The sequence below is a fragment of the Pseudomonas bohemica genome (assembly GCF_002934685.1).
Lineage (GTDB): Bacteria > Pseudomonadota > Gammaproteobacteria > Pseudomonadales > Pseudomonadaceae > Aquipseudomonas > Aquipseudomonas bohemica.
In genome coordinates this window covers 146,044-171,726 of sequence record NZ_NKHL01000112.1, presented here as the reverse complement: position 1 = coordinate 171,726, position 25,683 = coordinate 146,044, and the positions used below count along the sequence as shown (strand labels likewise).

Here is a 25,683-nt window from a genome sequence, read left to right as displayed (position 1 = left end):
TGTCAGAGTGATTGCTCTGGATTGCGACTCGGTTTTTCGAGTGTAAAGCCGCAGGCCCAGGCCCGCCACAAGGACGTTCCCATTCCTCCGAACAAGCCCCTAAATGTTCAGACCTCTTTTTGTATTTATCGGCACGCGTTACACCCGTGCAAAGCGCCGTAATCATTTTGTCTCCTTCATTTCCCTGACGTCGATGATCGGTCTCGCCCTTGGCGTAGTGGTGATGATAGTCGTGTTATCGGTCATGAACGGTTTCGATCATGAGATGCGCACCCGCGTCCTGGGCATGGTGCCTCACGCGACCATCGAATCCGGCGAGCCGATCAGCGCCTGGCAAAGCCTGGCGGCCCGGGTCAAGCAGAACCCGCAGGTGGAGGCCGTCGCGCCGTTCACTCAGATGCAGGGCCTGCTGACCAACAATGGCAACGTGCAGAAGATTCTGCTCAATGCCATCGATCCGGTAGAAGAACGCAAGGTTTCGATTATCGACGGCTTCATGAAGCAGGGCCGTCTTGACGATCTGGTGACAGGCGGCTTCGGCGTGGTCATCGGCGACAAGGCCGCGACCAAGCTGGGCGTGGGGATCGGCGACAAGGTGACCTTCGTTTCGCCCGAAGTCACGGTCACGCCGGCCGGTATGTTCCCGCGCATGAAGCGCTTCACCGTGGTCGGCATCTTCCATGTGGGCGCCGGTGAGCTGGACGGCTATCTCGGTGTGACCAATCTGCAGGATCTGGCGCGTCTGCACCGCTGGAAACCTGATCAGGTGCAGGGGCTGCGCCTGAAGTTCACCGACCTGTTCAAGGCACCGCGCACCGCGTACGACATCGCGCAAAACCTGGGCGACCATCAGTATTACTCCCGCGACTGGACCCGAACCCACGGCAACCTGTATCAGGCCATCGGCATGGAGAAATCAATCATTGGCCTGCTGTTGCTGCTGATCGTGGCGGTGGCGGCGTTCAACATCATTTCCACGCTGGTGATGGTGGTCAACGACAAGCGCGGCGATATCGCGATCCTGCGCACGCTGGGGGCCACGCCGGGGCAGATCATGGCGATCTTCATGGTCCAGGGCACTGTGATCGGCGTGGTCGGCACGCTGATCGGCGCGGGCGTCGGGATTCTCGCGGCGCTCAACGTCAGCTCGGCGATCTCGGTGCTGGAAGGCCTGATCGGCCACAAGTTTCTCAATGCGGATGTCTATTTCATCGACTATCTGCCTTCGCAATTGATGGCTGAAGACGTGTTGCTGGTATGCGGCGCGGCGTTGGTCCTGAGTTTCCTCGCCACCCTGTATCCAGCCTGGCGTGCTGCGCGCACCCAGCCGGCGGAGGCGCTACGTTATGAGTGAGTCGGGCATGAGTGATAAAGCTGTACTGAGTTGCCGCAACCTGGGCAAATCCTACGAGGAAGGCCCAGAGTCGGTGGTGGTGCTATCGGCCCTGCAGCTGGAATTGCACCCGGGCGAGCGCGTGGCGATCGTCGGCAGTTCGGGTTCGGGCAAAAGTACCTTGCTCAACCTGCTCGGTGGCCTGGACACCCCGACCGAGGGCAGCGTCTGGCTAGCGGGCGAAGAGCTGTCTGCGCTCAACGAAAAGGCCCGTGGTCTGCTGCGTAACCGGGCGCTGGGTTTCGTTTATCAGTTCCACCATTTGCTGCCTGAGTTCACGGCGCTGGAAAACGTCTGTATGCCGCTGCTGATCGGCAAGACCGCGATCCCGGAGGCCCGGCAGCGCGCCACCGCGCTGCTGGAGCGGGTAGGGCTCAAGCACCGTCTGGCGCACAAGCCTTCGGAGCTGTCCGGTGGTGAGCGTCAGCGTGTGGCGATCGCTCGTGCGCTGGTCAATCAGCCGGGGCTGGTAATGCTCGACGAGCCCACCGGCAACCTCGATTCCCACACTGCGCAAGGTATTCAGGATCTCATGCTGGAGCTCAGCACCTCGTCGCGCACGGCGTTTCTTGTGGTGACCCACGACATGGCCCTGGCCCGTCAGATGGATCGCGTGTGGCGCCTGGAAGAAGGCCGTCTGGTCGAGGCGTGATGCAAGGCTGATTCACCCGATGCCGGCAACCCGGGCATCGGCGAGTTTTTATTTTTAGCTGCTTACTAGCTACGGTGCTCCACGAATGTTCAGACCGTTATCCATCTTTATCGGCACGCGCTATACCCGAGCCAAGCGACGCAACCATTTCATCTCGTTCATTTCCATGACCTCGATGATCGGGCTGGCGCTGGGCGTCCTGGCGATGATCGTGGTGCTGTCCGTGATGAACGGCTTCCAGCAGGAAATGAGTTCGCGCATCCTCGGCATGGTGCCGCATGCAGTGATTGACGGGGTCAAGCCACTGGATGACTGGAAACCGGCGGCCGACGCAGCACTGAAAAACCCGCAGGTTACTGCGGCCGTGCCGTTCACGCAGATGGACGGCATGCTGTCCTACAAAGGCTCGATGCAGCCGATCGAGATCAACGGCGTCGACCCGGCGCTGGAGTCTCAAGTGTCCATCGTCACCCAACACATCGTTCAGGGGCGCCTTCAGGATTTGAAAGCCGGTGAGTTTGGCGTGGTCATCGGTGAGATCACCGCGCGGCGCTTTCGGCTGAATGTGGGCGACAAGATCACCCTCATCGTGCCGGAGATCAGCAATGATCCGGGCGGCATCACTCCGCGTCTGCAACGTCTGACCGTGGTGGGCGTGTTCAAGGTCGGCGCCGAACTGGACGGCTCCATGGCGCTGGTCAATGTCGCCGATGCAGCGACGATCAAGCGCTGGCAGCCCAACCAGGTACAAGGCGTGCGTCTGGCCCTGACCGATCTGTACGCCGCGCCGCAAGTCTCCACCGCCATCGCGGGCGAGTTGGGCGCAGGCTACAAGGCCGATGACTGGACCCACACCCAGGGCAGCCTGTTCAGCGCCATGAAAATGGAAAAGACCATGATCGGCCTGCTGTTGCTGATGATCGTCGCGGTCGCCGCGTTCAATATCATTGCCACGCTGATCATGGTGGTGAACGACAAGGGAGCCGACATCGCGATCCTGCGCACCATCGGCGCCACACCGCGGCAGATCATGACCATTTTCATGGTTCAGGGCACCGTGATCGGGGTGGTGGGGACGATCATCGGCGGGGTGCTGGGGGTGATTGCAGCGATCAACGTCAGTCAACTGGTGGGCTGGGTCGAGCGCATCACCGGGCAGCATATTTTCACGTCCGACGTGTATTTCATCAGCAACCTGCCATCCAAGCTGGAAGGCAGCGACGTGGCGTTGATCTGTGCGGCGGGGTTCATTTTGAGCTTCCTGGCGACGATCTACCCGGCTTATCGAGCGGCGCAGATTCAGCCGGCGCACGCGTTGCGGTATGAATAAAGGATTGAGTCAAATCTGCAGGAGCGTGCTTGTCGGTGATTCGGTGTGGCAGAAACGTATCTGGCACAGGCAATTGCAATCGCGAGCAAGCGCGCGCCTACAGGTGCTTGCTCAAACCGGTAACTCGATCAAAAACCGCGTAACACCGTTCTGCGATTCACACCTGATCGTCCCGGCGTGGGCCTTGATGATCGACTGGGTGATCGCCAGTCCCAATCCTGCATGTTCACTGCTGCCTTCATGCCGCGCCGAGTCGACCCGGTAGAAACGGTCGAATAACCGGGGCAGCGCTTCGGGCGGAATCGTCTGGCCCTTGTTCGCGATGCTGATTCGCACATGCTCACCCGCAGCTTCCAGCCTGACCGAAACCTCGCCCTGAACGGGCGTGAAGCGCAAAGCGTTGTCCAGCAGGTTCGATAGAGCCCTGCGCAACATGTGGCGATCGCCCGCCAGCGTCGCCTCGCCCTCACGGCGCAGACTGACCTGCACCTCTTCTGCCAAGGGCAGGAAAAACTCCAGCAGCGCGTCGATCTCATTGCCCAGCTGCAAGCGCTCGCGACTCGGGTTCAGCAAACCATGCTCTGCCTTGGCCAGATACAGCATGTCGTTGACCATCTGCGCCATCCATTGCAGCTCCTCCAGATTGCCCAGCAACGCCTCGCGGTACTCGTCCAGCTCCCGAGGGCGAGTGAGCGTGACCTGAGTGTGGGTAAGCAGATTCGACAGCGGCGTGCGCAACTCATGGGCGATGTCTGCCGAAAACGCCGACAAGCGTTGAAACGCGTCGTCGAGACGAGCCAGCATCGCGTTGAACGCCTGACTCAACTCGGCCAGTTCGGCGGGCATCTCGGTCTGGGGCAGGCGCGTGGTCAGGGAGCTGGCGGAAACGCTGGCGGCGATCTCGCTCATCTTGCGCAGTGGCCGCAAACCGCTGCGTGCAGCCCAGGCGCCAAGCAGCGCCGTGGCCAGCGCCGAAAGGCCGACGGTTAGCCAGATCAGGTGCTGCATGCGTTCAAGAAAGTGCTGGTGATGGGTGATGTCCAGCAACAGCGTCAGTTGGGGGGAATCCTGCTGTTCCGGACGCAGGGCCACGGTGTAGGAGCGATAGGACACACCGTTGTCAGTAAGGGTATGCAGCCCGTCATGCATGGAGGTCCGCTTCATCGATGGCGCAAGGCTGTCGAACCACAACCCGCCGTCGGCACCGCGTACCTGCAACGCCAGGTCCGGCGAGTGTGTCAGTTCATCCTGCAAGGCTTGGCGGTGCTCGTTCAAGCGGTCTGCGCTGGTCACGCCCATCAAGGCATCGCGCAAGGTCGGCAACTTGCTGTCGAGCAGTTGCTGGTCCAACTCTATGAAGTGAGTTTCGCTGGCGCGGTTGAACAGCACGCCCGCTGTCAGCGAGACCACCGCGGTGCAGGCCGCGAACAATAGGGCCAGGCGGCTGCCCAGGGAAATACGCTTGAACATCAGAGGCCGCGCTCTTCTAGGACATAACCCATGCCGCGCACGGTGTGAATCAACTTGTTGGGGAAATCGTCATCGACTTTCAGGCGCAGGCGGCGGATGGCGACCTCGATCACGTTGGTGTCGCTGTCAAAATTCATGTCCCAGACCTGCGAGGCGATCAGCGACTTGGGCAACACTTCGCCCTGGCGCCGCAGCATCAGCTCCAGCAGGGCGAATTCCTTGGCCGTGAGGTCGATGCGTTGGCCGCTGCGCTCGACCCGCCGGCGCAGCAGGTCCAGACGCAAATCAGCCAGTTGCAGATGAGTTTCCTGACTGGCGCTGCTGCCTCGACGCAACAGGCTGCGCACTCTGGCCAGCAGCTCGGAAAAGGCGAAGGGTTTGACCAGATAATCGTCGGCGCCCAGTTCCAGGCCGCGCACCCGGTCTTCTACGGCATCGCGAGCGGTCAGGAATAGCACTGGCGTGTCCAGGCCCGCGCTGCGCACGGCCTGCAGGATCTGCCAGCCATCCCGGCCGGGTAGCATGATGTCCAGAATCAGCAATGCGTAGTCGCCGGTCAGCGCCAGATGCTGTCCACTGATGCCGTCTGCGACGAGTTCGGTGTTGAAGCCCGCTTCTGTCAGGCCCTGACGCAGGTATTGGCCGGTTTTCGCTTGATCTTCGATGATCAGTAATTTCATGAGTGACTCATCAGTCCTGATAGCGTTTCGCGGCTGTGTGCTGCGGTCGTACTTTATAACGCGACCGGGGTGGGCGGGGCGCAAGCTTACAAAGTTGTAATCTTGCGGTCAGCTGACTGCCAGTGGCGATGGCCTAACCTCGGTGCATTGAATGTCGCTGATTGGAGATCTCACATGTTCGCTCGTATCTTCGCTGCTGCGCTTTTGCTGGGTCTGAGCCTGTCATCCCAGGCGTCTCCCGGCGAGCATTTCGACTTCGGCCACGCCGCCACGGCCGATCAGGCCACGCGTACCGTCGAATTGACGCTGGGCGATATGTACTTCGAACCCAAGACCCTGAGCGTCAAAGAAGGCGAGACCGTGCGTTTCGTGCTGACTAACAAGGGCACGCTGTTGCACGAGTTCAACCTGGGCGATGCGGCGATGCACGCCGCCCACCAGCAGGAAATGCTCAAGATGGTCGCCAGCGGCATGCTGACCGCAACCGGCATGAAACACGACATGGCCGGGATGGATCATGGCGACATGGGCATGAAGCATGACGACCCCAACAGCGTGCTGGTGGAGCCTGGCAAGACCGCTGAGCTGACCTGGACCTTTACCAAGGTCACGAACCTCGAATTCGCCTGTAACATTCCTGGCCACTATCAGGCAGGAATGGTGGGAAAAATCGCCATCGCCGACTAATCGCTGAAAGCGCGGGACAAAACCTATAAACTTGGCGGTCAGGATTTTCAAATCAGCCATTTTTATCCGTTTTCAGGTCCCTTCATGCATCCCGCAGCCGAACACTCGCCGCTGGGCAAGTCCAGTGAGTACATCGCCACCTACACGCCGTCCCTGTTGTTTCCGATCCCGCGCACGGCAAAGTGGGCAGAACTGGGGCTCACTGCCGAGACGTTGCCGTATCAGGGTATCGATTTCTGGAATTGTTATGAGCTGTCTTGGCTGCGGCCGTCGGGCAAGCCGGTGGTGGCGATTGGCGAGTTCAGCATTCCGGCCGATTCGCCGAACATCATCGAATCCAAGTCCTTCAAGCTCTACCTCAACTCGCTGAATCAGACCCCGTTTGCGTCCCAGGCCGATCTGGTCGCGACGCTGGAAAAGGATTTGTCCGCAGCTGCCGGTAAACCGGTGGGCGTGCGCATTCGTTCGTTGAAGGACATCGAGGAGGAAGGCATCGTGCCGGTGCCGGGCGTATGCGTCGATGATCTGGACGTGAGCATCAGCAGCTATGATCGCCCGCAACCTGAACTGCTGCGTTGCGACGATTCGCGTGTGGTGGACGAGGCGCTGCACAGCCATCTGCTCAAGTCCAACTGCCCTGTAACCAGCCAGCCGGACTGGGGCAGCGTCGCTGTGCAATATCGCGGGGCCGCGCTGGATCACGCAAGCTTTCTGGCGTACATCGTCAGCTTCCGCCAGCATTCGGATTTCCACGAGCAGTGCGTGGAGCGCATCTTCATGGACCTGCAGAGTTTGTTGAAGCCGGAAAGACTCACGGTGTACGCGCGCTACGTGCGTCGCGGCGGGCTGGACATCAACCCGTATCGCAGCACAGAAACGCTGACGCTGGAGAATGGGCGGCTGGCGCGGCAGTGAGAGGCTGGCAGCCGGTCCATGTAGCAGCACGGCTTGCCGGCGGTGGCGTCCTTTTGATCGCTACCGCTGGCAAGCCGTGCTGCTACATGGGATATGCGTTGGCAAAAAACGCTTAGATCCCGATATTTCCCAGGGTCTGTACGATATTGCGCAAAGTCCCGGCGATGGTCGGGTGATCGACTTCGAAGCGTTCGACAGCGAGGTTCACGCCGTCGGCCAGGTTGTTGTCCGAAGTGGCGGTTTCGACGGCGATCTCTGCTTCAATCTGCGCCATTAGCGTATGCAGGTCAGCGCGTTCTTCTTCAGTCAGCGGCGGGTTCTGCTCCAGTTGCTCGCGCAGGGTGTCGAGTTGTTCTTGCAGTTCGCGGGCGGGCATAGGGTGCTCCCTTGGTTGATAGTCTCTGCATGGACCGCAATGCGTCGGCAAAGGTCCTTTGTCGCTAAGACTAATCCACTCTGGGTCAGCTTGCATGACGCCGATCAATCAAGGCTTTTCGGCCTTCAGACGGCGCAGGGCAATGTCTGCCAGGCACGACTCCAGATCAGCCAGATGATCGATGACCGAATGCGCGCCGGCGGCATACAGCTCCAGCGTCGCGCGGCCCCTCAGGCGCTCGCGCTGTAGATCGCTGAGCGCCTCCCATTGTGCCGGAGACAGCCCGCACAGTCGGCCGCAGGAGGCCAGGCCCACCGTCCACAGGCCGGCATTGAGCCCGGCCATGAGCAGCCTCGGATCGCCGCTGACCAACACACACCCGTCGAGCTGAGCGACGTTCAGCGCCATCAGTGCCTGCCAACAGCCGTCGGGTGCCGGCCAGTGGTTGTTTGGGGTAGGGGTAGGCTGAACCAGACCTTGTAGGGAAACCGCCAACTGTTGGGCGATGTCGGCTGGGTATTCCTCGATCCAGGCGCAGGGAATGCCCTGCAGTTTGAGGCTTTTCAGCGCATTGAGCGCACCTGGTGTCGGCGTGGAGAACGCTTTCGCATCCTGTGAGACGAACGATTTGCCGTCGTTGCTGCGCAATGTGCGCGCCTGCGCGCCGAAGTCGACCAGGCAACCGCTCAAGCCAAAGAGTACGGCAGTAAACGACGGGGCGGGCAGGGCGACGGGGGCGAGCATGGAAATCCCTCTCAAATGCGCGTTCAAATACGGATGACGCTAAGGGTTTCGCATGACAGTGCGATGACCGCAGGGTGAGATTGTGAGCAGATGTTTAACGGCTTACGGAATTCCTTCTGTTTTCGGCGCCCTAAACGCCTACAGAAGGCTTTATACTCTCGCCTTTGGTTTGGGGGCGTAGCGCCCGCTTCATCACTTTGACTGGGAGTCTCAGCTATGCCCGTGACTGGTGCAGGCTTTATCAATCGTCTGGCTCGAACGTGTTTCTGGGCCGGTCTGGCCCTGGTGCCAATGGCTGCTCAGGCCGCTGACGAAGACCCGTGGGAAGGCGTCAACCGCGCGATCTTCCGCTTCAACGACACCCTCGACACCTACGCGTTGAAACCCATCGCCCGAGGCTATGAGTTCATCACGCCGCAATTCCTTGAAGACGGCATCCACAACATGTTCAAGAACATCGGCGAAGTGACCAACTTCGCCAACGATGTCCTACAGGTCAAGCCTGAGGCCGCGGGTGTAGACACCGCGCGCCTGATTGTCAACACCACGTTCGGCTTGCTGGGCTTCTTCGATGTCGGCACCAGGATGGGCCTTCAACGCAACGACGAAGACTTCGGTCAGACCCTCGGCCACTGGGGTGTGCAAAGCGGTCCGTTCGTGATGCTGCCGTTCTTCGGACCGAGCACCGTGCGCGACGCGTTCGCCAAGTACCCGGATACCTACACCCAGCCGTACCGCTACATCGACCACGTGCCGACCCGTAACACGGCATTCGGCGTCAGTGTGGTGGACACTCGCGCCAGCTTGCTGTCGGCTGAAAAGCTGATCAACGGCGACAAGTACATTTTCATCCGTAACGCCTACCTGCAGAACCGTGAGTTCAAGGTCAAGGATGGCAAGGTCGTCGACGATTTCTGATCGGACACTGCCGTTACGCAGAAGCAGAAAAGGCGACTTTCGAGTCGCCTTTTCCTTGTTCGGTTTTTTTTCGGAACTGTGATGTGGTTCGAATTGATATCACTTCATCGTCAGGATGGTCAGGCCAAGCTTCTGTTCCCCGCCATCGATGTCGGCGATCCACACCACTTCGGTATCGGCCTCAAGACCTTTGAGCGCCGCGTGTTCGGACTCGATCCGCACGCTTATGCGGTCGCCGACCTTGAACGAGCGCGGCGCCTGTATCTGCATGCCCGAACTGGATAAATCCACGCAAACCGCCGGGATAATCTGGCCTGCGTAGATCAGGCTGATGTCCGCGTCGACACGCATACGGATGTAATCTCGTTTCTCTGCATAGTCGCGATCAATCTGGCCCATGGCGCACCCTTCATTTTTGTTGCTGGTTTAGGGGTTCTTATAACTCTGGGCGATTTGTGATGTAAAGACGCTGGCCGACCGCTGGAGCGAGCTTGAAACGCCCGGCGGATGGGAGTACCGTCTGCGCCTTGAAGGGCACCTCTGATGACTGAAGCGTTCGACCAAAAGTCCGCTACCTTTGATCCAGAGAGGCTAGAAGCGAATCCAGTATGCGGCTCAGACAGAATCCGAGCGCGTACGCCAACCTAATCTGGCGCCGTTTGCCCACATGCAAAAAACCAGTGCCACGCTGCTGATTATCGATGACGACGAAGTAGTGCGCGCGAGTCTCGCGGCCTACTTGGAAGACAGTGGGTTCAGCGTCTTGCAAGCCAGCAATGGCCTGCAGGGTCTACAGACCTTCGAGCAAAACAAGCCTGATCTTGTGATCTGCGACCTGCGCATGCCGCAAGTTGGGGGCCTGGAGCTGATCCGCCAGGTGACCAGCCTGTCTCCGGAAACCCCGGTCATCGTGGTCTCCGGCGCAGGCGTCATGAGCGACGCTGTCGAAGCGTTGCGCCTGGGTGCGGCCGACTACCTGATCAAGCCTCTGGAAGACCTCGCAGTTCTCGAACATTCGGTCAAACGGGCGCTGGATCGTGCGCGGCTGCTGCAGGAAAACCAGCTGTATCGTCAGAAACTCGAGACCGCCAACCGCGAACTCGAAGCCAGCCTGCATTTGCTGCAGGAGGACCAGGATGCCGGTCGCCAGGTGCAGATGAACATGCTGCCGACCAACCCCTGGGCTATCGACTCGTTCGAATTCGAACACGAAATCATCCCGTCGCTGTATCTGTCTGGCGATTTCGTGGATTATTTTCGGGTCGACGAGCGTCGAGTCGCGTTTTACCTGGCCGACGTGTCGGGGCATGGGGCTTCATCGGCATTCATTACCGTGCTGCTGAAATTCATGACCACACGGCTGCTGTTCGAATCCAAGCGCGGCGGCACTTTGCCCGAGTTCAAGCCTTCGGAAGTTCTGGGGCACATCAACCGTGGTCTGATCAGCTGCAAGCTGGGCAAGCATGTGACCATGGTGGGCGGCGTCATCGACGAGCAAAGCGGGAAGCTGACCTACAGCGTCGGTGGGCATTTGCCCTTGCCTGTGCTGTATACGCCGACCGAAACCCGCTATCTCGAGGGCCGCGGTCTGCCGGTGGGGCTGTTCAACGAAGCGACCTATTCGGACCATGTTCTGGACCTGCCTGAGTCCTTTAGTCTGACCCTGCTGTCTGATGGCATTCTGGACCTGTTGCCAGGTGATACACTCAAAGAGAAAGAGGCCAACTTGCCTGAATTGGTGAAGTCGGCGGGCGGCAGCCTGGATGGTCTGCGTCGTAAGTTTGGATTGGCCACACTTGGGGAGATGCCGGATGATATCGCCTTGTTAGTGTTGAGCAGGAACCTTTAATGAGTACCGGTAGAATCCAGTTTGCCGAGCAAGATGGCACCTTCGTCCTGAAGTTCGTGGGTGAAGTGCGCCTGACCTTATGCTCGGCGTTGGATGCGACGATTGAGCGGATCTTCACTTCGATGAATTTTTCGACCGTGGTGATCGATCTGACCGAAACCCGCAGCATTGACAGCACAACGCTTGGCCTGCTTGCCAAGCTGTCCATCTTGTCGCGTCAGAAAGCCGGGCTGTTACCCACGGTTGTGACCACCCACGAAGACATCACGCGCCTGCTGCAATCGATGGGCTTCGATCAGGTGTTCAACATCGTCGGTCGCCCGATCCCGCGCCCTGAAGCGTTGAGCGACCTGCCGTCGCAGGACCAGTGTGAAGATGTGGTGAAGGCCAAGGTGCTGGAAGCGCACAAGATCCTGATGGGACTGAATGACTCCAATCGCGAAGCCTTTCGCGACCTGGTCAACGCGCTCGAGCATCAATAAACACGTTTAGGCTCGATCACGAATCGCGGGCACGAAAAAGGGCGGGACCTGTGAAGGTTCCGCCCTTTTCGCGTTTTACTTCTTGGCGCTGAGCAGAGCTTCGAGTTTTTCCTGATCGCGAGCGAACTGACGAATGCCCTCGGCCAGTTTCTCGGTGGCCATGGCGTCTTCGTTGGACGCCCAGCGGAACTGGCTTTCGTTCAACGTCTGGCGCGGCTCACCGCCGTTACCTGGCTTGAGCTTCTGAGCCAGCGTGCCGTTGTCTTCCGACAGCTTTTGCAGCAGATCCGGGCTGATGGTCAGGCGATCGCAGCCGGCCAGCTCCTCGATCTGGCTCAGGTTGCGGAAGCTGGCGCCCATGACCACGGTGTTGTAGTCATTGGCCTTGTAGTAGTTGTAGATGCGGGTCACGGATTTCACGCCCGGATCTTCGGCGCCTACGTAATCCTTGCCTTCGGCCTTCTTGTACCAGTCGTAGATGCGGCCCACGAACGGCGAGATCAGGAACACGCCAGCGTCGGCGCAGGCTTGAGCCTGGGCGAAGGAAAACAGCAGAGTCAGGTTGCACTGAATGCCTTTCTTCTCCAACTGCTCGGCGGCCTTGATGCCTTCCCAGGTCGAGGCCAGCTTGATCAGGATGCGGTCTTTGCCGATGCCGAAATCTTCATACAGGCCCACCAGACGTTCAGCGCGGGCAATGCAGGCATTAGTGTCGAAGGAAATGCGCGCGTCCACTTCGGTGGAAACGCGACCTGGCACGACCTTGAGAATTTCGCGACCGATGGCGACGGCAAAGCGGTCGCTGGCCAGGTTGATGTCACCGCTGGCGCCGCTGAAGGCTTCTTTCAGACGGTCAGCGTTGCTGTCATTGGAGCCTGCCTTGAGCAGCAGAGACGGGTTGGTGGTGGCGTCAACCGGCTTTAGTTTTTCAATGGCAGCGAAATCGCCGGTATCGGCAACGACGGTGGTGAACTGTTTGAGTTGTTCCAGCTTGGAAGTCATGAGCGTGCTCTATCCTGTGGGTTTGATGACATTACCCGAGCGCCGCCGGTCACTCAAGGGCGTAAACCGCAACAGATACGCTGAGTCCGACGCTTGCGTTTGCGCAAACAGCAGACCTGTACTTCAGCCACCAACCCGGCGCGACATGACATTTTTTTCAGTTTGTGCGGGGCTGGTGAATCATCGGTTCCCGAGGAGGGCGGATACTCGATCCAGACTCGTTTGAGCATGGATGACAACGGTCGTTCCCCGCGCTGTCGTCTATTGTGCTCAGACTGATTCAGGCGAGAGGACCAGAACAATGAAGAAACTGATCAATGCCCCGCTTTGCGTCGTCGACGACATGCTCGAAGGCGTCGCCCTGGCCGACCAAAGGTTGGGTTTGCTGGAGGGCGAGAACACTGTCGTCCGCCGCGATTTCAGGGCGCTGGCGGCGAGCGGCAAAGTCAGCATCATCTCCGGTGGTGGTGCTGGCCACGAGCCCGCCCACGCCGGGTACGTCGGGCGCGGCATGCTCACGGCAGCGGTCGCCGGAGCGGTGTTCACCTCGCCCAGTGTCGATGCGGTGCTCAATGCGATCATGACCGTTGCAGGCGCTGCCGGCGTGTTGTTGATCGTCAAGAATTACACCGGGGATCGACTCAATTTCGGGCTGGCGGCGGAGATCGCCAAAGCAACAGGCATCGACGTCGAACTTCTGGTTGTCGGCGACGATGTGGCGCTGGACGATGACGGCGGGCGGGTAGGGCGCCGTGGCATTGCAGGCACGGTGTTCATTCACAAGGTCGCTGGCGCTGCGGCGCAAGCGGGCCTCTCGCTTGCTCAGGTCAAGGCCCAGGCGCAACGGGCGGCGGATGGCCTGTTCAGCATGGGCCTGTCACTCGGCGCATGCACTGTTCCGGCGGCGGGCAAACCGGGCTTCATTCTGGCCGAAGATGAGGTCGAGTACGGCTTGGGAATCCACGGCGAAAGCGGTGTGCGGCGCGGGAAGATCGAACCGGCGAGGGAAATGATCAGGGTCTTGCTCGAGCGCATCGTCGACCAGGGCGGGCTGGGCACTGGCGAACGCATCGCAGTGATGATCAACAACCTGGGAGGCACGGCGGCTCAGGAACTGGACGTGGTGTCTTGCGAGGCGTTGCGGGGTTTTGCGGATCGGGGTTTGAAGGTTGAGGCGGTGATGGTCGGCACTTTTTTGACTGCACTGGAGATGCCCGGCTGTTCAATCTCGGTCATGCGGGTCGATGATGAGCTGCTAGGTCGGTTGCAGGCTTCGACCGACGCCACCGCCTGGCGCGGCATGACGACTCCAGCCACCGAATTGTCCAGACTACCGGTGACGCGCACCACTGCGCAGGACATGGCCGAGGGTAAGGCGTGGAGGCAGGAAAACGCTCGTGTATTCAGGTCAGTGCTCGGCGCGATCAGCCAGGCCTTGCGAGATAGCGAGCAGGCGCTGACCGAGCTGGATTCGGTGGTGGGTGACGGCGATATCGGTATCAGCCTCGCTCGCGGCGCGCGGGCCATTGATGAGGCGCTGAATGGGCTTGCGCTGGATCGCCCAGGCTTGGCGCTGCAACAGCTGTCGGCGATTCTGCGGCGGGTGTTGGGTGGGACGTCCGGTCCTTTGTATGCGGTGTTTGTCTTGCGTGCCGGTTTAGCGCTTTCAGTCAGCGCCGCACCTGATTCTGTTAAGGCATGGGGGCAAGCGTTTGAAGCGGGTTGCGACGCAATGGCCAAGCTCGGTGGTGCCAGTGCGGGCGACCGAACCATGCTCGATGCGTTGATTCCCGCAGCTGCGGCGTTCGCGGCTACGACAGACGAAGCCACCGCACTCGGTGCTGCGACGCAGGTGGCCGACGCCGCCAAGGCCGGCGCCGAGGCCACTCGCGATATGTTGCCGAGCAAGGGCAGGTCTTCCTATCTGGGTGAGCGGGCGCTTGGGCATGTAGATCCGGGTGCCTTCGCAGTTACGGTATGGACGGCGGCAATTGTCTCGGCGCTTGGAGAATAAAGGGGGGTGAAGGTTTTTCGTTCAGAAGGAATAGCCAAAGGCTTACACGCGATGCAGCAAAGTCGCCCTTTTAAACAGTGAGGCCGAGGGATAGATTGGATCCATCAACCGAGGCAATGGAACTGCTTCGTAGATCAAGGATGATCAGCCATTGCGCGGAGCGCTACCGATAGGATGTTGGAATGGCCTTGAACTGAAAAACAACCCGCTTCGGCGGGTTTTTTTATGGGGTCGGCTTTCGCGGCATGCCGCTCGACCCATCTCGCATCACCTGAGTTCGACCCGCTGCTGCGGCTGCCGCGTATTCTGCTCTGCCTCGTCTGTACCGCGTCCGATCATCGCAATTGGCGCCGAAGCCGCACCGAGGTGATTGCCTACAGCTCTATCCTTCAAGCTGGTAAACTGCGCGCCCATCACGCCTGACCTGTCCGATCGCACATGTTGCCCATGACCGCCCCACGCACCGCCAGCCAGCCAGCCGAGCCTTCTCGTCGCTTCTCCGTGGCCCCGATGATGGATTGGACTGACCGCCATTGCCGGTTCTTTCTGCGTCTGCTGTCGAAGAATGCGCTGCTGTACACCGAGATGGTGACCACGGGCGCGTTGCTGCACGGCGATGCCGAGCGCTTTCTGCGTCACGACCCCACTGAACATCCCCTGGCGTTGCAACTGGGGGGCAGCAATCCGGCAGACCTGGCGGCCAGCGCGCGGCTGGCGCAGGCGGCAGGCTATGACGAGGTCAATCTCAACGTCGGTTGCCCCAGTGATCGCGTGCAGAACAACATGATCGGTGCGGTGCTCATGGGGCATCCGCAACTGGTTGCCGATTGCGTCAAGGCCATGCGTGACGCAGTGTCCATTCCGGTGACTGTCAAGCACCGGATCGGCATCAATGGCCGGGACAGCTACGAACAGCTCTGCGAATTCGTCGGCATCGTACGCGACGCTGGCTGCACCAGCTTTACCGTGCACGCCCGGATCGCCATCCTCGAAGGTCTGTCGCCCAAGGAAAACCGCGACATCCCGCCGCTGCGCTACGAAGTCGCCGCGCAGCTAAAGCAGGATTTCCCGGAGCTGGAGTTCATCCTCAACGGCGGTATCAAGACCCTGGAACAGTGCCAGGACCACTTGAAAACCTTCGACGGCGTGATGCTCGGCCGTGAGGCCTATCACAACCCGTACCTGCTGGCCGAAGTCGACCGCGCACTGTTCGGCGGCAGCGCTGCGCAAATCACCCGCGCCGAAGCACTCGCTCAACTGCGCCCTTATGTCGAAGCGCATCTGCGCGATGGCGGTTCGATGCATCACATTACCCGCCACGTCCTCGGCCTGGGCACAGGGTTCCCTGGCGCCCGCAAGTTTCGTCAATTGCTGTCGGTGGACATTCACAAGACTGACAATCCTTTGGGGTTGCTGGACAAGGCGGGGGAGTTGCTGGAGGGGCGTTAACGGCGCCGCTCTCAACGCTTCAAGCGTGAACAGTTTTGAAATTGTTGTACGTTCATGGTGCGAATGGCAAAGCGCCTATCGTGTATGAGCTACTGTTTGTTAGTCATCTAAGATGGCATACATCCTGCATTTATTCTCTTGCCGTGTACATGTCCTGATCCGGGCTTGAATAGGTTGCGTGAAACCCGATTTTCTGCAGCGTTTAATATCCGGGACAGTGATCTCAACAAGATTTCGATTCGTTATGTTGGACGTCGTTACGAGGTCAGGCACTGATTGCAATACCGTTGCATCGCCCCCTTAGATGACTTAGCCCTACGTAAAAACAACGAAGTAGAGGGCGATATGCGACAGTGGAAAGTATCGACCGAAACAAGCCCCGTCATGGAGCGTGCCAAAATATGGCAACGCGCCATGGATAAATTATATATGCCCGCTTGCACATACAGCGACGGCGTAGCGCCGTTTCAAGGCAGTGTAAATTGTCTGACAACACTTCAGGGTATCGAATTTGCGAAAGTTTTTGGTTCGCCGTTGGAGTTCTCCGGCAAGAGCAATGACCAGCCCTACACTATTTGGCTTGCCCTGATTCTGGAAGGAAAGTTCTCGCTACGCTATCGCGAACTGGAATTGCCAGCGCGGGAAGGGGATATTATCTATGCGCCGACCGGGCTGGATATGTCGTTAACTGCGCTTTCCGAGTTCAAGATATTGTACGTGAAGATTCCGCCCGATCTCGTACACTCCAGAATTCTCAACCCGGACTTGGTGGATGTTGGTTACTTGTCGTGTGAAAGTGGCATTAACCGAATATTTGCAGATATGTTGCGTTCATTAAGCGATAACATTGAAAGTGTCGACCCCACTATGTTGCGACCCATCGAGATTGCGTTGTCCGAATTTCTGGTGATGAACCTGACGCAGCAGGCCGTGGTGCAGGATTTCGGCGGCACCGCGAAGATGATGCATTACAAGCGTATTTGCCAAACCATTGATGCCCATTTGGCCGATCCCGAGCTGTCGCTTGGCCGGATCGCGGAAGAGCAGCACGTTTCGGTCCGCTATATCCAGAAGTTGTTCGAGTCCGCCGGAAGCAGTTTCATCAGCTATGTACGTGATCGACGCCTGGATCGCTGTCGCTGTGAACTGCGTAATCCCGAGTACAACCATCTCTCGGTATCCGATATCTGCTTTCGCTGGGGTTTCAACGATGCCGCCCATTTCAGCCGGGTATTTCGGAACACGTTCGGGGTCGCGCCGCGCGAGTATCGGCGCCAGAAAGCAGAACTGGCCACCCTGTAGGGTGGCCGATTCTCACTTCAAGGCAGTGCTCAACGCGCCAGCCAGGTCGGGGCGATTTGCGTGCCTCTCCCTGCGCCGTAGCCCAGGTAGATGTTCAGTCCCGCCAGCGGCTCGAGGTAGCGCGCGTTAACCAACCCGCCGGCGTCGACGACGCTGTAGCCCAGGCTGGTCAGCACGGTGCCCACTGTTTGTTTGGCGGCTGCATCATCGCCAGCGATGAAGCCGCTGGCCTGGGCATTTCCGAATTCGGCACCTTGATCGATGACCTGGGCGAACAGCGTGTTGAACGCCTTGACGACGTTGGCATTGGGTACCAGCTTGGCGATTTCTTCTGATGCAGAGGTGCTGTAACCCAGGGTCAGCCCCATGTAATCGGCGGTCAGCGGATTGGTAGGGTCGATCAGCACCTTACCGCTGAGATCACCGGCGGCCGCAACGATGTCCTTCACCGCGTCGAAATGCACTGCCAGGACCAGGACGTCGCTGGCTTTTGCGGCTTCGGCGATGGACAGGACCGTTGCGCCGTATTGCGAGGCGACCGCGCCGGCTTTTTCCAGATCACGACCGCTTAGCACCACTTCGTGGCCCGCCCTGGTCAGTTGCTTGGTCAATGCCGAACCGATGTTGCCATAGCCGAAAATGCTGATTTTCATGAAGTAAAAGTCTCTCTGGTGGGTGACTAGAAGGGGAGCTGCCTGGCGATAGCCAAACGGCTCGGTTGCAACGTGCAGGTCATGGCAATGCCGAAGGCCACAACGCGATGCTCATCATGCTCAGTGATCCGAGAACGCACTTGGGGGTGATGAACTCCACCGCATCATCCTTGTGATCACGAGCGCCCAGTACGTAGAGCAAGGGCAAAAAATGGTCGGGTCCGGGAATGGCGCGATTGGCGTCTGCGCCTAACGTCTGGAACTTCACCAGGTCGCGGTCATCGCCATTGGCGACGATGTCCAGGCAGCGTTGCTGAAAACGTTCTGCCCATTCGAATCCGCTGTCAGGGTGGGCGAAACTCAACATGCCGAGGTTGTGCACAATGTTCCCGGTCCCAACTATCAACACACCCTCATCGCGCAACTGGCGCAGGCGTTCGCCCATCTCATAGTGCAAAGAAGGGGGTTGGGTCAGGTCCATGCTCAGCTGCAGCACCGGAACGTCGGCGCGCGGGTACATATGCACCAGTATCGACCAGGTGCCATGGTCCAATCCCCACTGCTGGTCCAGCTGCGTCGATAACGGTTCCAGCAGCCGAGCGATACGTGCTGCGAGGACGGGGTCGCCGGGGGCGGGATAGCGGACGTCAAACAATGCCTGGGGGAACGCTCCAAAATCGTGAATCGTTCGGGGTCGCGGCATGGCAGTCACGGCGACGCCGCGGGTCTGCCAGTGCGCCGACACCACCAGGATGGCCTTGGGCTTGCCGATGCATTCACCAAGCCTGGCCCAGCTTTGGGTGAACTCGTTGCTTTCCAGAGCGTTCATCGGTGTGCCGTGGCCGATGAACAAGGCAGGCATGCGGGTAGAGGGAACAGTTGTTTTCATTGGAGCACTCTAGTGATCAGAGGGGGTAGCGGCGCGCCAGACGGCGTCCGACCGCGTGGGCGGCACAGAGGCGATAAGCGCTTGCGTGTAGGGGTGCCGGGGGTTCGACAGGACTTGCTCGGTATCGCCGCTTTCCACTACCTCGCCCTGATGCAGAACCAGCACTCTGCTGCACAGATAGCGCACTACGGCGAGGTCGTGAGAAATCAGCAACAGCGAAAATTTGTGTTCTTTGCGCAGGTCCAGCAGCAGGTTCATGATTTGCGCCTGAACTGAGACGTCGAGGCCGGACACGATTTCGTCGGCGATCAGGATCTGCGGCATGTCGCACAGGCTGCGGCCAATGTTCACCCGCTGGCGCTGCCCACCGGACAGTTGCGTGGGATAGCGTTCGATGGCCGACCGTGCAAGGCCCACATTGGCGGCCAGTTCGATGGCGCGAGCGCTACGTTCGCTGTGCAGATGGGCATGTGACTCCATCGCCTGAGTGAGCAGTCGCCCCACTCGACGTTTGGGATTGAGGGCTGCTCGCGCGTCCTGGAATATCATCTGGATAGAGGAAATTCTGCGCCGCCAATCCTTCTCTCCGAAGTTCAATGCCTGGTCGTTGAGGATCAGGGTGCCGCTCGAAGGCTGCTCCAGGCCCATGATCAATCGCGCCAGCGTCGATTTACCGCTGCCACTGCCACCGACGATGCCGATGAACTCGCCCGGCGCGACACTGAGATCGAGCGGCTTGAGAGCCTCGACACCGGGTTTGCGACCGAACCAGGAACGTTGTCCCGGCCATGTCCTGCTCAGGCCTTTGATCTGCAGTATTTGCAGGCCGCTCATGGCTTGCCCCGGCGTATGTTCGCCCAGGACGTCCGGGGTGATTGCCGACAGGTCTATCTGCGCCCACCGCGAACAGCGAACGCTTTGCCCATCGGGCAAGGATTGCAGAATGGGCGGCCGCTGCTTGCAGAGTTCGACAGCGTATTGGCAGCGGGTCTCGAACCGGCAACCGCCCAGGTCTGGAAACGACTCAACCCCTGGCATCTGACCGGCGAGCGGCTTCAGACGAATCAACGGGCCGGTCATTTCGGGGATCGCCTGGCGCAGTGCCTGGGTATAGGGGTGACGCATCGCACTGAACAGGCGGCTGGCGGGGCCTGTTTCCATTATCTCGCCTGCATACAGTACGGCCACGTCGTCACAGGCGTGTGTGGCCAGGCCCATGTCGTGGGTCACGAACAGCACTGCAGTGCCGTGCTGTTCTTGCAAGCCGCGTAGCAGAGAAATGATGTGGGCCTGGCTGCTCACATCCAGCGCGGTGGTGGCCTCGTCGCTGATCACCAATGCTGGCAGGCTGGCGAACGCCATGGCGATCATCACCCGTTGGCACATCCCGCCAGACAGCTCGTAGGGATACTGTTGAAGGATTGCCGCCGCCCGTGGCAGGCGTACTTGCTCAAGGGCCAGGATGGCGCGTTCGGGGCATTCCAGCGCGCCGACGCCGATGCGCAGTAGATGCTCGGTCATCTGCTGACCGATAGTCATCAAGGGGTTCAGGGCCGACATCGGCTCCTGGGGAATGAACGCGATGCGCGTTCCGAGCCATTGACGGTGTTGCTCGGTAGACACCTGAAGCAGGTCCTGCCCGGCAAAGTCCACTGTCCCCGACGTCACCTTGAAGCCTTCGGGCAGTTGTCGCGAAAGTATGCGGCCTAGCATGCTCTTGCCTGCCCCGGACTCACCCACCAAACCCAGTGTCTTGCCCGCCGCCAATGTCAGACTCAGGTCCCGCAATACCACGCTGTCCGCACCCGAGGTGCGAGCGGTGACGCTGACGCTCTCCAATGTCAGTACCGGCGCGCGATCCGGGGTTGCCGTAAGCGCCGCCAAGGGATGTGCGTTGCTGGCCTTAAAAGGCGTTTCGATAATATGCATGTCAGGCGGCTCCACTGCGTTCAAGCGCTCGAACATCGGTCGCCTCGCTCAATCCCTGCCCCAGAAACGTGGCAGCGAGCACGGTGAGAATCATCATCAGGACAGGGAGCAAAAGCGGGTAGGGCGACGAATACATACTGCCCAGACCGTCGCTGATCATGGCGCCCCAGGTCGGCGTGCCGGGCCCCACGGACATTCCGGCGAAAGACAGCACGCTTTCGGCGACCACGGCGATACTGATTTCCAGCGCCATCAAGGCAATCAGGCTCGGCACAATGCCTGGCAGCACTTCGCGCTTGATAACGCCATAAATACTGGCGCCGCTGATACGTGCCGCGGCGACATACTCACGGCGACGGATCACCAGCACCTCGGCTTTGATCACGCGGCAGAAGCGTGCCCAGTCGACAAAGATGATGGCCAGAATCACGTTCTGTAGCCCGGGTGAAAGGGCGACCATCAGGATCAGCGCCAGCAACACCGAGGGAAATGACAGCCAGATGTCCACGAAGCGGTCTATCGCCCAGTTCAGCCAGCCACTGTGATAGCCGCCCAGCAGCGCCAGCACGCAGCCCAGCAGCGCAGCCCCGACGGGCGCTGTGATGGCGATGACCACCACGATACGAGTACCGTAGAGCAGGCGCGACAACACGCATTGGCCAAGGCCATCGGTGCCCAGGGGATAGTCCAGGCTGCCGCCGTCGGCCCAGAACGGCGGCAGTAACACCTCGAGCAGGTTCTGGTCGTTGGGTGCGTGCGGCGCGAGCATTGGGGCGAGCACTGCGACCAGCGCCAGCAGCAAAAGGAAGCCCGCGCTCAGGCAGAAACTGCGCTTGCGCATCAATCGTCGCCAGAGTGAACTGGGAAGGCGGATGCTCATGGCGAACTCCTCAGGCGTGGGTTGATTCGTTGTAGCGCCCAACTGATGACCAGATTCACGATCTGCACCGTAATGGCATACACGACGGCCAGCGCCTGAATGGTCTGCATGTCGAACGCGCCCAGCGCGCGCAGCATCAGTGCCCCGATGCCAGGCAGGCCAAAGATGGTTTCGATCAGCAGGGTGCCGCCGATGATGACGCTGGCCTGTACGCCGATCAGGGCGATCGTCGGCAACGCCGCGTTGCGCAGAGCGTGGCGCAGTAACAGGGGCTTTTCTGCAACGCCGCGCAGCCGAGCGGCGTGGATGTAATCCTCGTGGTAAACCTCGGCCAGGCTGGCATGCAGCATTCGCGCAATAGGGGTCGCCACGCACAAACCGAGCGCCAACGCTGGCAAGGCCAGATGGCTGACGACGCTGGCGAATGCGGCGGCATTGCCACTGAGCAAGCTGTCGAGCAGAGTGAAACCGGTCAGTTTTCGGACCTGCAGCGCGGCATCGATGGGGCCGACGAAGGGCAGCCACTGCAACCCTACGCCCAGGCTGATTATCAGCACGATCGCCCACAGGTAGTCCGGGATCGCGATCATGATGCCGTTCAGCGTCATGATGGCGGGCTCGAACCGCGTGCCGCGCAAATGAAAGCTCAGCAGCCCGCTGCCCAGCCCCATGACAAGACCGGCGGCGAATCCCGCGCCGAGCAACTGCAGCGTCGTGGGCAGTGCCTCGAGGATCATGGCCGTCACTGCTGTACCGGTCTGGATCGAGATGCCGAAGTCACCGTGCAGCGCTGCGAGCAGCCAGTAGCCGTATTGCACCAATACCGGCCGGTCCAGACCCAGTTGGTGGGAAAGCCGGGCTATGTCCGCCGATGAGGCATTGGGCGGCACCAGCATATTCAACGGATCGACCGGAATCCCCCTGAGGATCACGAACACCACCAGGGAAATGATGATCAGCATGGGCATCCGCCATAGCGCCTGTCTGAGCAGCAGCCAGATCAGCCGGGCCGGGCGCGCTATCAGCACCATGGCGATGTTGGGTTCTGTGGCGGACGTAGTGTTCATCGTTGGCGCTACTCCAGTGTATCGATCAGACTCAAACGCCTTGCAGATCCCGCACAGGAATCAGCTCAGGCGCGAGCTCGGGTTTGATCCGTTCCCAGGTGCCCTGGTAGCGCGACACTGCCCATTTGTTGAAGTCGCTTTGCGCCTGTTCCTGCCAGGAATACCGCCCCCGCACGGCAAAGCGCGATCGCAGGCCTTTCTGCACTTGCTCGTCGACATGCAAGTCCTGGGCAATGATTTCCGCGGACGCGTGATGGACCATGTCCAGCAAGTGAGCAAAGGCTGGATCATTCATCGCGCCAGGGGCGCACAACACACCGGTGTCGTTGAAGTGGCTCTCGGCACCGTCCGCGCGCAGGATCAGGTACATCACCAGATCCGGTGTCAGGACCAGTGACAGGGTGGGCGGCAGGTTGACGAACAGAAAACGCTTGCGTTCTTCCTCGGTCAGTTGCTCAAAGACCGGCAACACCGCTTTCTGCGTCGGATTGAAGCTTGCATCGGCATGCAGCGTGCCGTTGGTGCGATAGTAGCCGGCAGTGTCGGCGGGCAAGTCATCCGGGAAGCGCGCCAGCGCGCTGGGGGCGAAGTCGTGCAGCGGGCCGTGGTGGAGACGATTGGCGTGGTAGCCATCGTTGTTGTTCTCCATCATGACTTTCCAGTTCCACGGGTAGCGAGGCCCTGCCTCCGGGCGTGGCCCCTGGGCGTTCGCCAGGTCATAGTGTTCAAGCACGCGGTCCACCGCCAGCAAGCGGGGGCCCAAAGGCGCGGCGTCGATGTCGAAGTTGACGAAAATGAAGCCCTGCCAGATCTCGACCTTCAAGGTGGGCAGGCAGAATTGCTTACGATTGAAGCTCTCGGTTTTTTGCATTTCCGGGGCGCCGATCAACTCACCATCGAGGTTGTAGGCCCAATGGTGGTAAGGGCACAAGAACGCTTTGGTGTTGCCGGCGCCTTCGGCCACCAGCATCGCCCGATGCTGACAGACGGCCGACATCGCCTTGATCTGGCCTTCACGATTACGTGCGATCAGCAGCGGTTCGCCGATGATGGTGGTGGTGAAGTAGTCACCTGCCTCAGGCACCCAATCCTCACGCCCCAGGCAGAGCCACTCGTGGTTGAACAGCGCCTCTTTCTCAAACTCGTAGAAATCGTCATCGGTGTAGCACAGCGGTGGCAGAGTATCTGCAGCACTGACATCGACAGCGGAACTGGTAAGGCTGTTGAAGAAAGCATCTGATTTGAATGTGGCCATGATCATTCTCGCTGGTCTCAAGGTGGGGCTCTTGCATGGCTGAAAGTCTATCCACAGGCCTGCACGGACACTTGAACCGGTGCGCACGAAAACTGGCCTTAACGCGCATTGGCACGCGACTGTTCCGCGGTTAGAAGGCGAGCCATTGGTGCGGCCATGAGACACAAACGAAAACGGCCCTGCATGCAGGGCCGTTGCCGGGTTGGGAGGGTCAGGCTGTCCAGTGCGAGGGGAGCATCCAGCCGTTCTGGTATGGCGCATAGTGAAGGGTCTTGGCATGGGCCACGCACGACACGCCTTGCATCAGTGGCAGACTGTAGCCCTGCTCGACGACCCACCGGTGGAATGCCTTGTACTGTTCGATGCGCTTGGCGTAATCGAGCTCCACCAGCAGCGGCGAAAGCTTTTCCATCACATCGCGGCTGCGCCATACCGAAAACGCCGTGTCGGCATTGAGGTAGGTCCCGGCATACAGTTCCGGATCTGCCGTGGTGTTGTTCCAGAACCACAATGTCGGGCCCTCCAGCGTCCCTGCCGCCACGGATTGGAAATACACGCCTACATCGATGGTTTCCAGGGTGGCCTGGATACCGACTTTCGCCCACATCTGCACAATGGCCCTGGCCATCTGATTGTCGACCGGGTGCACGCCGTTTGTGGCGAAAAACTTGAAGATGGCGGGCTTGCTCTCGCTGTATCCGGATTTCGCCAGGTACGCCTTGGCTTTGTCGACGTCGTAGGGAAAGTCGAAGTCTGGATCGTAGCCGGGCGTGCCTGGCGGTGAGGGGACGGACAGTGGCGCTGGCAGGTCGTTGAGCAGCGCCCGGGCCAGGGCCTTCTTGTCGATGGCGTGATGCATCGCCAGACGCAGGTTGATGTCGTCCAGCGGTGGCTTGTTGATCATCTGAATCAGATAGGTATCCAACGTGACCGTCAGCGCACTGCTGACCGTCGGCAACTTGCCCAGGCGCAGCGCCTCCCGCACCGGCAGCGCAAAGCTGAAATCGACTTGGCCAGACTGGATCGCCGACGCCCGCGAGTTAGGATTGGGGATGATCTGGATCGTGACATTCTCCAGCGCTGGCTTGCCTCCCCAATAACGATCGAAGGCCTGCAGCACGATGCGGTTGTTACGCTGATGATCCACCAGTTTGTAGGGCCCCGAACCGATTGGCTTGGCCAGGAACGCGTCCATCCCCACGGTGCTGATGTATTTTCTGGGGAGGATGAACGAGCCGGCGAACCCCAGGTACTGAGGCGCTGTGACAAAAGGCTTGGTGAATCGGATAACCGCGCGCGTGGCAGATGGCGTCTGGATGCTGTCGATCATGTTCCAGATGTACCCCAGTTGCAGGGTGGTGTCTGCCTTGAGCCGGTCGAAAAAGGTGAACTTGAAGTCGTCCGAGGTCAGCGGGTCGCCGTTATGGAAGTAGACGTCATCGCGAAACTCCAGGTCCAGTTCCAGGCCATCGTCACCGACCCAGGTATAAGCCTTGATGACCCCGGCGCCCAGTTGGCTGTCTGGCCCATATTCCAGGGGCTGATCGAACACGCACTTATGCAGCGAGGTGGCTTGGGGAATGATCCGAGCGGTGGGGTCCCAACTGGCGACGTCGAACGGAAATGCCAGCGAGATATCGCGCCCGGCTGCCATGACGTTCCTGATGCCCGACTGCGCCAGGAGCAAGGCGATTGCACTGAGCGGTACCGCTTTCAACAAGGTTCTACGATGCACTGTCAATTACCT

Annotated in this window: 24 protein-coding genes; 11 read left to right on the top strand and 13 right to left on the bottom strand. The window is 59.9% G+C overall.

The genetic code is table 11. The features are described from left to right. Positions 1–103: 103 nt before the first annotated feature. From CE491_RS17925 to CE491_RS17915, 3 genes are all read left to right on the top strand, one after another. On the top strand, positions 104–1,354 hold the full coding sequence (locus CE491_RS17925; protein ID WP_110949665.1) for a lipoprotein-releasing ABC transporter permease subunit: 1,251 nt from the start codon (positions 104–106) through the stop codon (positions 1,352–1,354). A gap of 7 nt (positions 1,355–1,361) precedes the next feature. Then, positions 1,362–2,045, top strand: coding sequence for a lipoprotein-releasing ABC transporter ATP-binding protein LolD (gene lolD, locus CE491_RS17920; protein ID WP_199885158.1), 684 nt, complete (start codon positions 1,362–1,364; stop codon positions 2,043–2,045). An 85-nt stretch (positions 2,046–2,130) separates the two neighbouring features. Then, entirely contained in the window at positions 2,131–3,375 is a 1,245-nt protein-coding gene (locus CE491_RS17915; protein WP_110949663.1) for a lipoprotein-releasing ABC transporter permease subunit, read from the top strand. Positions 3,376–3,486: 111 nt separating this feature from the next. On the opposite strand, the gene CE491_RS17910 is transcribed toward CE491_RS17915, so the two are convergent. Then, positions 3,487–4,845: a heavy metal sensor histidine kinase gene (locus tag CE491_RS17910; RefSeq protein ID WP_110949662.1), complete on the bottom strand. Its 1,359-nt coding sequence runs from the start codon at positions 4,843–4,845 to the stop codon at positions 3,487–3,489. Further along, positions 4,845–5,525 carry a heavy metal response regulator transcription factor gene (locus CE491_RS17905; RefSeq protein WP_110949661.1) on the bottom strand — a complete coding sequence of 227 codons (681 nt, stop codon included), beginning with the start codon at positions 5,523–5,525 and terminating at the stop codon, positions 4,845–4,847. Before CE491_RS17905 ends, CE491_RS17910 begins: the two co-directional genes overlap by 1 nt. Before the next feature lie 174 nt (positions 5,526–5,699). Between CE491_RS17905 and copI the strand changes: the two genes are divergently transcribed. Both copI and queF read left to right on the top strand, forming a co-directional pair. Then, entirely contained in the window at positions 5,700–6,212 is a 513-nt protein-coding gene (gene copI / locus CE491_RS17900; RefSeq protein ID WP_110949660.1) for a copper-resistant cuproprotein CopI, read from the top strand. An 84-nt stretch (positions 6,213–6,296) separates the two neighbouring features. After that, positions 6,297–7,127, top strand: a complete 831-nt coding sequence (queF, locus tag CE491_RS17895) for an NADPH-dependent 7-cyano-7-deazaguanine reductase QueF (RefSeq protein WP_110949659.1) — start codon at positions 6,297–6,299, stop codon at positions 7,125–7,127. A gap of 112 nt (positions 7,128–7,239) precedes the next feature. Here the strand turns inward: queF and CE491_RS17890 are convergent, their stop codons facing one another. Together CE491_RS17890 and CE491_RS17885 are read right to left on the bottom strand one after the other, a co-directional pair. Further along, a complete protein-coding gene (locus CE491_RS17890) occupies positions 7,240–7,503 on the bottom strand; it encodes a DUF4404 family protein (RefSeq protein WP_110949658.1) in 264 nt (87 codons plus the stop codon). 108 nt (positions 7,504–7,611) lie between these two features. Beyond that, on the bottom strand, positions 7,612–8,247 hold the full coding sequence (locus CE491_RS17885) for a phosphatase (protein WP_110949657.1): 636 nt from the start codon (positions 8,245–8,247) through the stop codon (positions 7,612–7,614). 216 nt (positions 8,248–8,463) lie between these two features. On the opposite strand from CE491_RS17885, the gene CE491_RS17880 reads away from it, so the two are divergent. After that, a complete protein-coding gene (locus CE491_RS17880) occupies positions 8,464–9,165 on the top strand; it encodes an MlaA family lipoprotein (RefSeq protein WP_110949656.1) in 702 nt (233 codons plus the stop codon). A gap of 99 nt (positions 9,166–9,264) precedes the next feature. On the opposite strand, the gene CE491_RS17875 is transcribed toward CE491_RS17880, so the two are convergent. After that, positions 9,265–9,564 carry a PilZ domain-containing protein gene (locus CE491_RS17875; protein WP_110949655.1) on the bottom strand — a complete coding sequence of 100 codons (300 nt, stop codon included), beginning with the start codon at positions 9,562–9,564 and terminating at the stop codon, positions 9,265–9,267. Between the two features lie 268 nt (positions 9,565–9,832). On the opposite strand from CE491_RS17875, the gene rssB reads away from it, so the two are divergent. Together rssB and rssC are read left to right on the top strand one after the other, a co-directional pair. Continuing rightward, positions 9,833–11,014: a two-component system response regulator RssB gene (gene rssB / locus CE491_RS17870; protein WP_110949654.1), complete on the top strand. Its 1,182-nt coding sequence runs from the start codon at positions 9,833–9,835 to the stop codon at positions 11,012–11,014. Then, complete coding sequence (gene rssC / locus CE491_RS17865; protein ID WP_037009276.1) at positions 11,014–11,496, top strand: anti-sigma factor antagonist RssC; 483 nt, start codon at positions 11,014–11,016, stop codon at positions 11,494–11,496. The genes rssB and rssC overlap by 1 nt, the downstream gene beginning before the upstream one ends. A gap of 75 nt (positions 11,497–11,571) precedes the next feature. Here rssC and tal read toward each other — a convergent pair whose 3' ends face one another. Next, a complete protein-coding gene (tal, locus tag CE491_RS17860; RefSeq protein WP_110949653.1) occupies positions 11,572–12,498 on the bottom strand; it encodes a transaldolase in 927 nt (308 codons plus the stop codon). Positions 12,499–12,799: 301 nt separating this feature from the next. Between tal and dhaL the strand changes: the two genes are divergently transcribed. The 3 genes from dhaL (at position 12,800) to CE491_RS17840 (ending at position 17,263) form a co-directional block, all read left to right on the top strand. Further along, entirely contained in the window at positions 12,800–14,512 is a 1,713-nt protein-coding gene (gene dhaL, locus CE491_RS17855) for a dihydroxyacetone kinase subunit DhaL (protein WP_110949652.1), read from the top strand. 447 nt (positions 14,513–14,959) lie between these two features. Next, on the top strand, positions 14,960–15,961 hold the full coding sequence (gene dusA / locus CE491_RS17845; RefSeq protein ID WP_199885157.1) for a tRNA dihydrouridine(20/20a) synthase DusA: 1,002 nt from the start codon (positions 14,960–14,962) through the stop codon (positions 15,959–15,961). Positions 15,962–16,345: 384 nt separating this feature from the next. Next, positions 16,346–17,263: an AraC family transcriptional regulator gene (locus CE491_RS17840; RefSeq protein ID WP_199885156.1), complete on the top strand. Its 918-nt coding sequence runs from the start codon at positions 16,346–16,348 to the stop codon at positions 17,261–17,263. Positions 17,264–17,292: 29 nt separating this feature from the next. Here the strand turns inward: CE491_RS17840 and CE491_RS17835 are convergent, their stop codons facing one another. The 7 genes from CE491_RS17835 to CE491_RS17805 form a co-directional block, all read right to left on the bottom strand. Further along, complete coding sequence (locus CE491_RS17835) at positions 17,293–17,994, bottom strand: NADPH-dependent F420 reductase (RefSeq protein ID WP_267894490.1); 702 nt, start codon at positions 17,992–17,994, stop codon at positions 17,293–17,295. Between the two features lies 1 nt (position 17,995). Then, positions 17,996–18,805, bottom strand: a complete 810-nt coding sequence (gene ygiD / locus CE491_RS17830) for a 4,5-DOPA-extradiol-dioxygenase (RefSeq protein WP_199885155.1) — start codon at positions 18,803–18,805, stop codon at positions 17,996–17,998. A gap of 9 nt (positions 18,806–18,814) precedes the next feature. After that, positions 18,815–20,734, bottom strand: a complete 1,920-nt coding sequence (locus tag CE491_RS17825; protein ID WP_199885154.1) for an ABC transporter ATP-binding protein — start codon at positions 20,732–20,734, stop codon at positions 18,815–18,817. Position 20,735: 1 nt separating this feature from the next. After that, on the bottom strand, positions 20,736–21,614 hold the full coding sequence (locus CE491_RS17820) for an ABC transporter permease (RefSeq protein ID WP_110949646.1): 879 nt from the start codon (positions 21,612–21,614) through the stop codon (positions 20,736–20,738). Then, positions 21,611–22,681 (bottom strand): ABC transporter permease, encoded by a 1,071-nt coding sequence (locus CE491_RS17815; protein ID WP_110949645.1) that lies wholly within the window; start codon positions 22,679–22,681, stop codon positions 21,611–21,613. Before CE491_RS17815 ends, CE491_RS17820 begins: the two co-directional genes overlap by 4 nt. Positions 22,682–22,712: 31 nt before the next feature. Then, positions 22,713–23,936 carry an aromatic ring-hydroxylating oxygenase subunit alpha gene (locus CE491_RS17810; RefSeq protein ID WP_110949676.1) on the bottom strand — a complete coding sequence of 408 codons (1,224 nt, stop codon included), beginning with the start codon at positions 23,934–23,936 and terminating at the stop codon, positions 22,713–22,715. 211 nt (positions 23,937–24,147) lie between these two features. Next, positions 24,148–25,671: an ABC transporter substrate-binding protein gene (locus CE491_RS17805; protein ID WP_199885153.1), complete on the bottom strand. Its 1,524-nt coding sequence runs from the start codon at positions 25,669–25,671 to the stop codon at positions 24,148–24,150. Between the last annotated feature and the right edge of the window lie 12 nt (positions 25,672–25,683).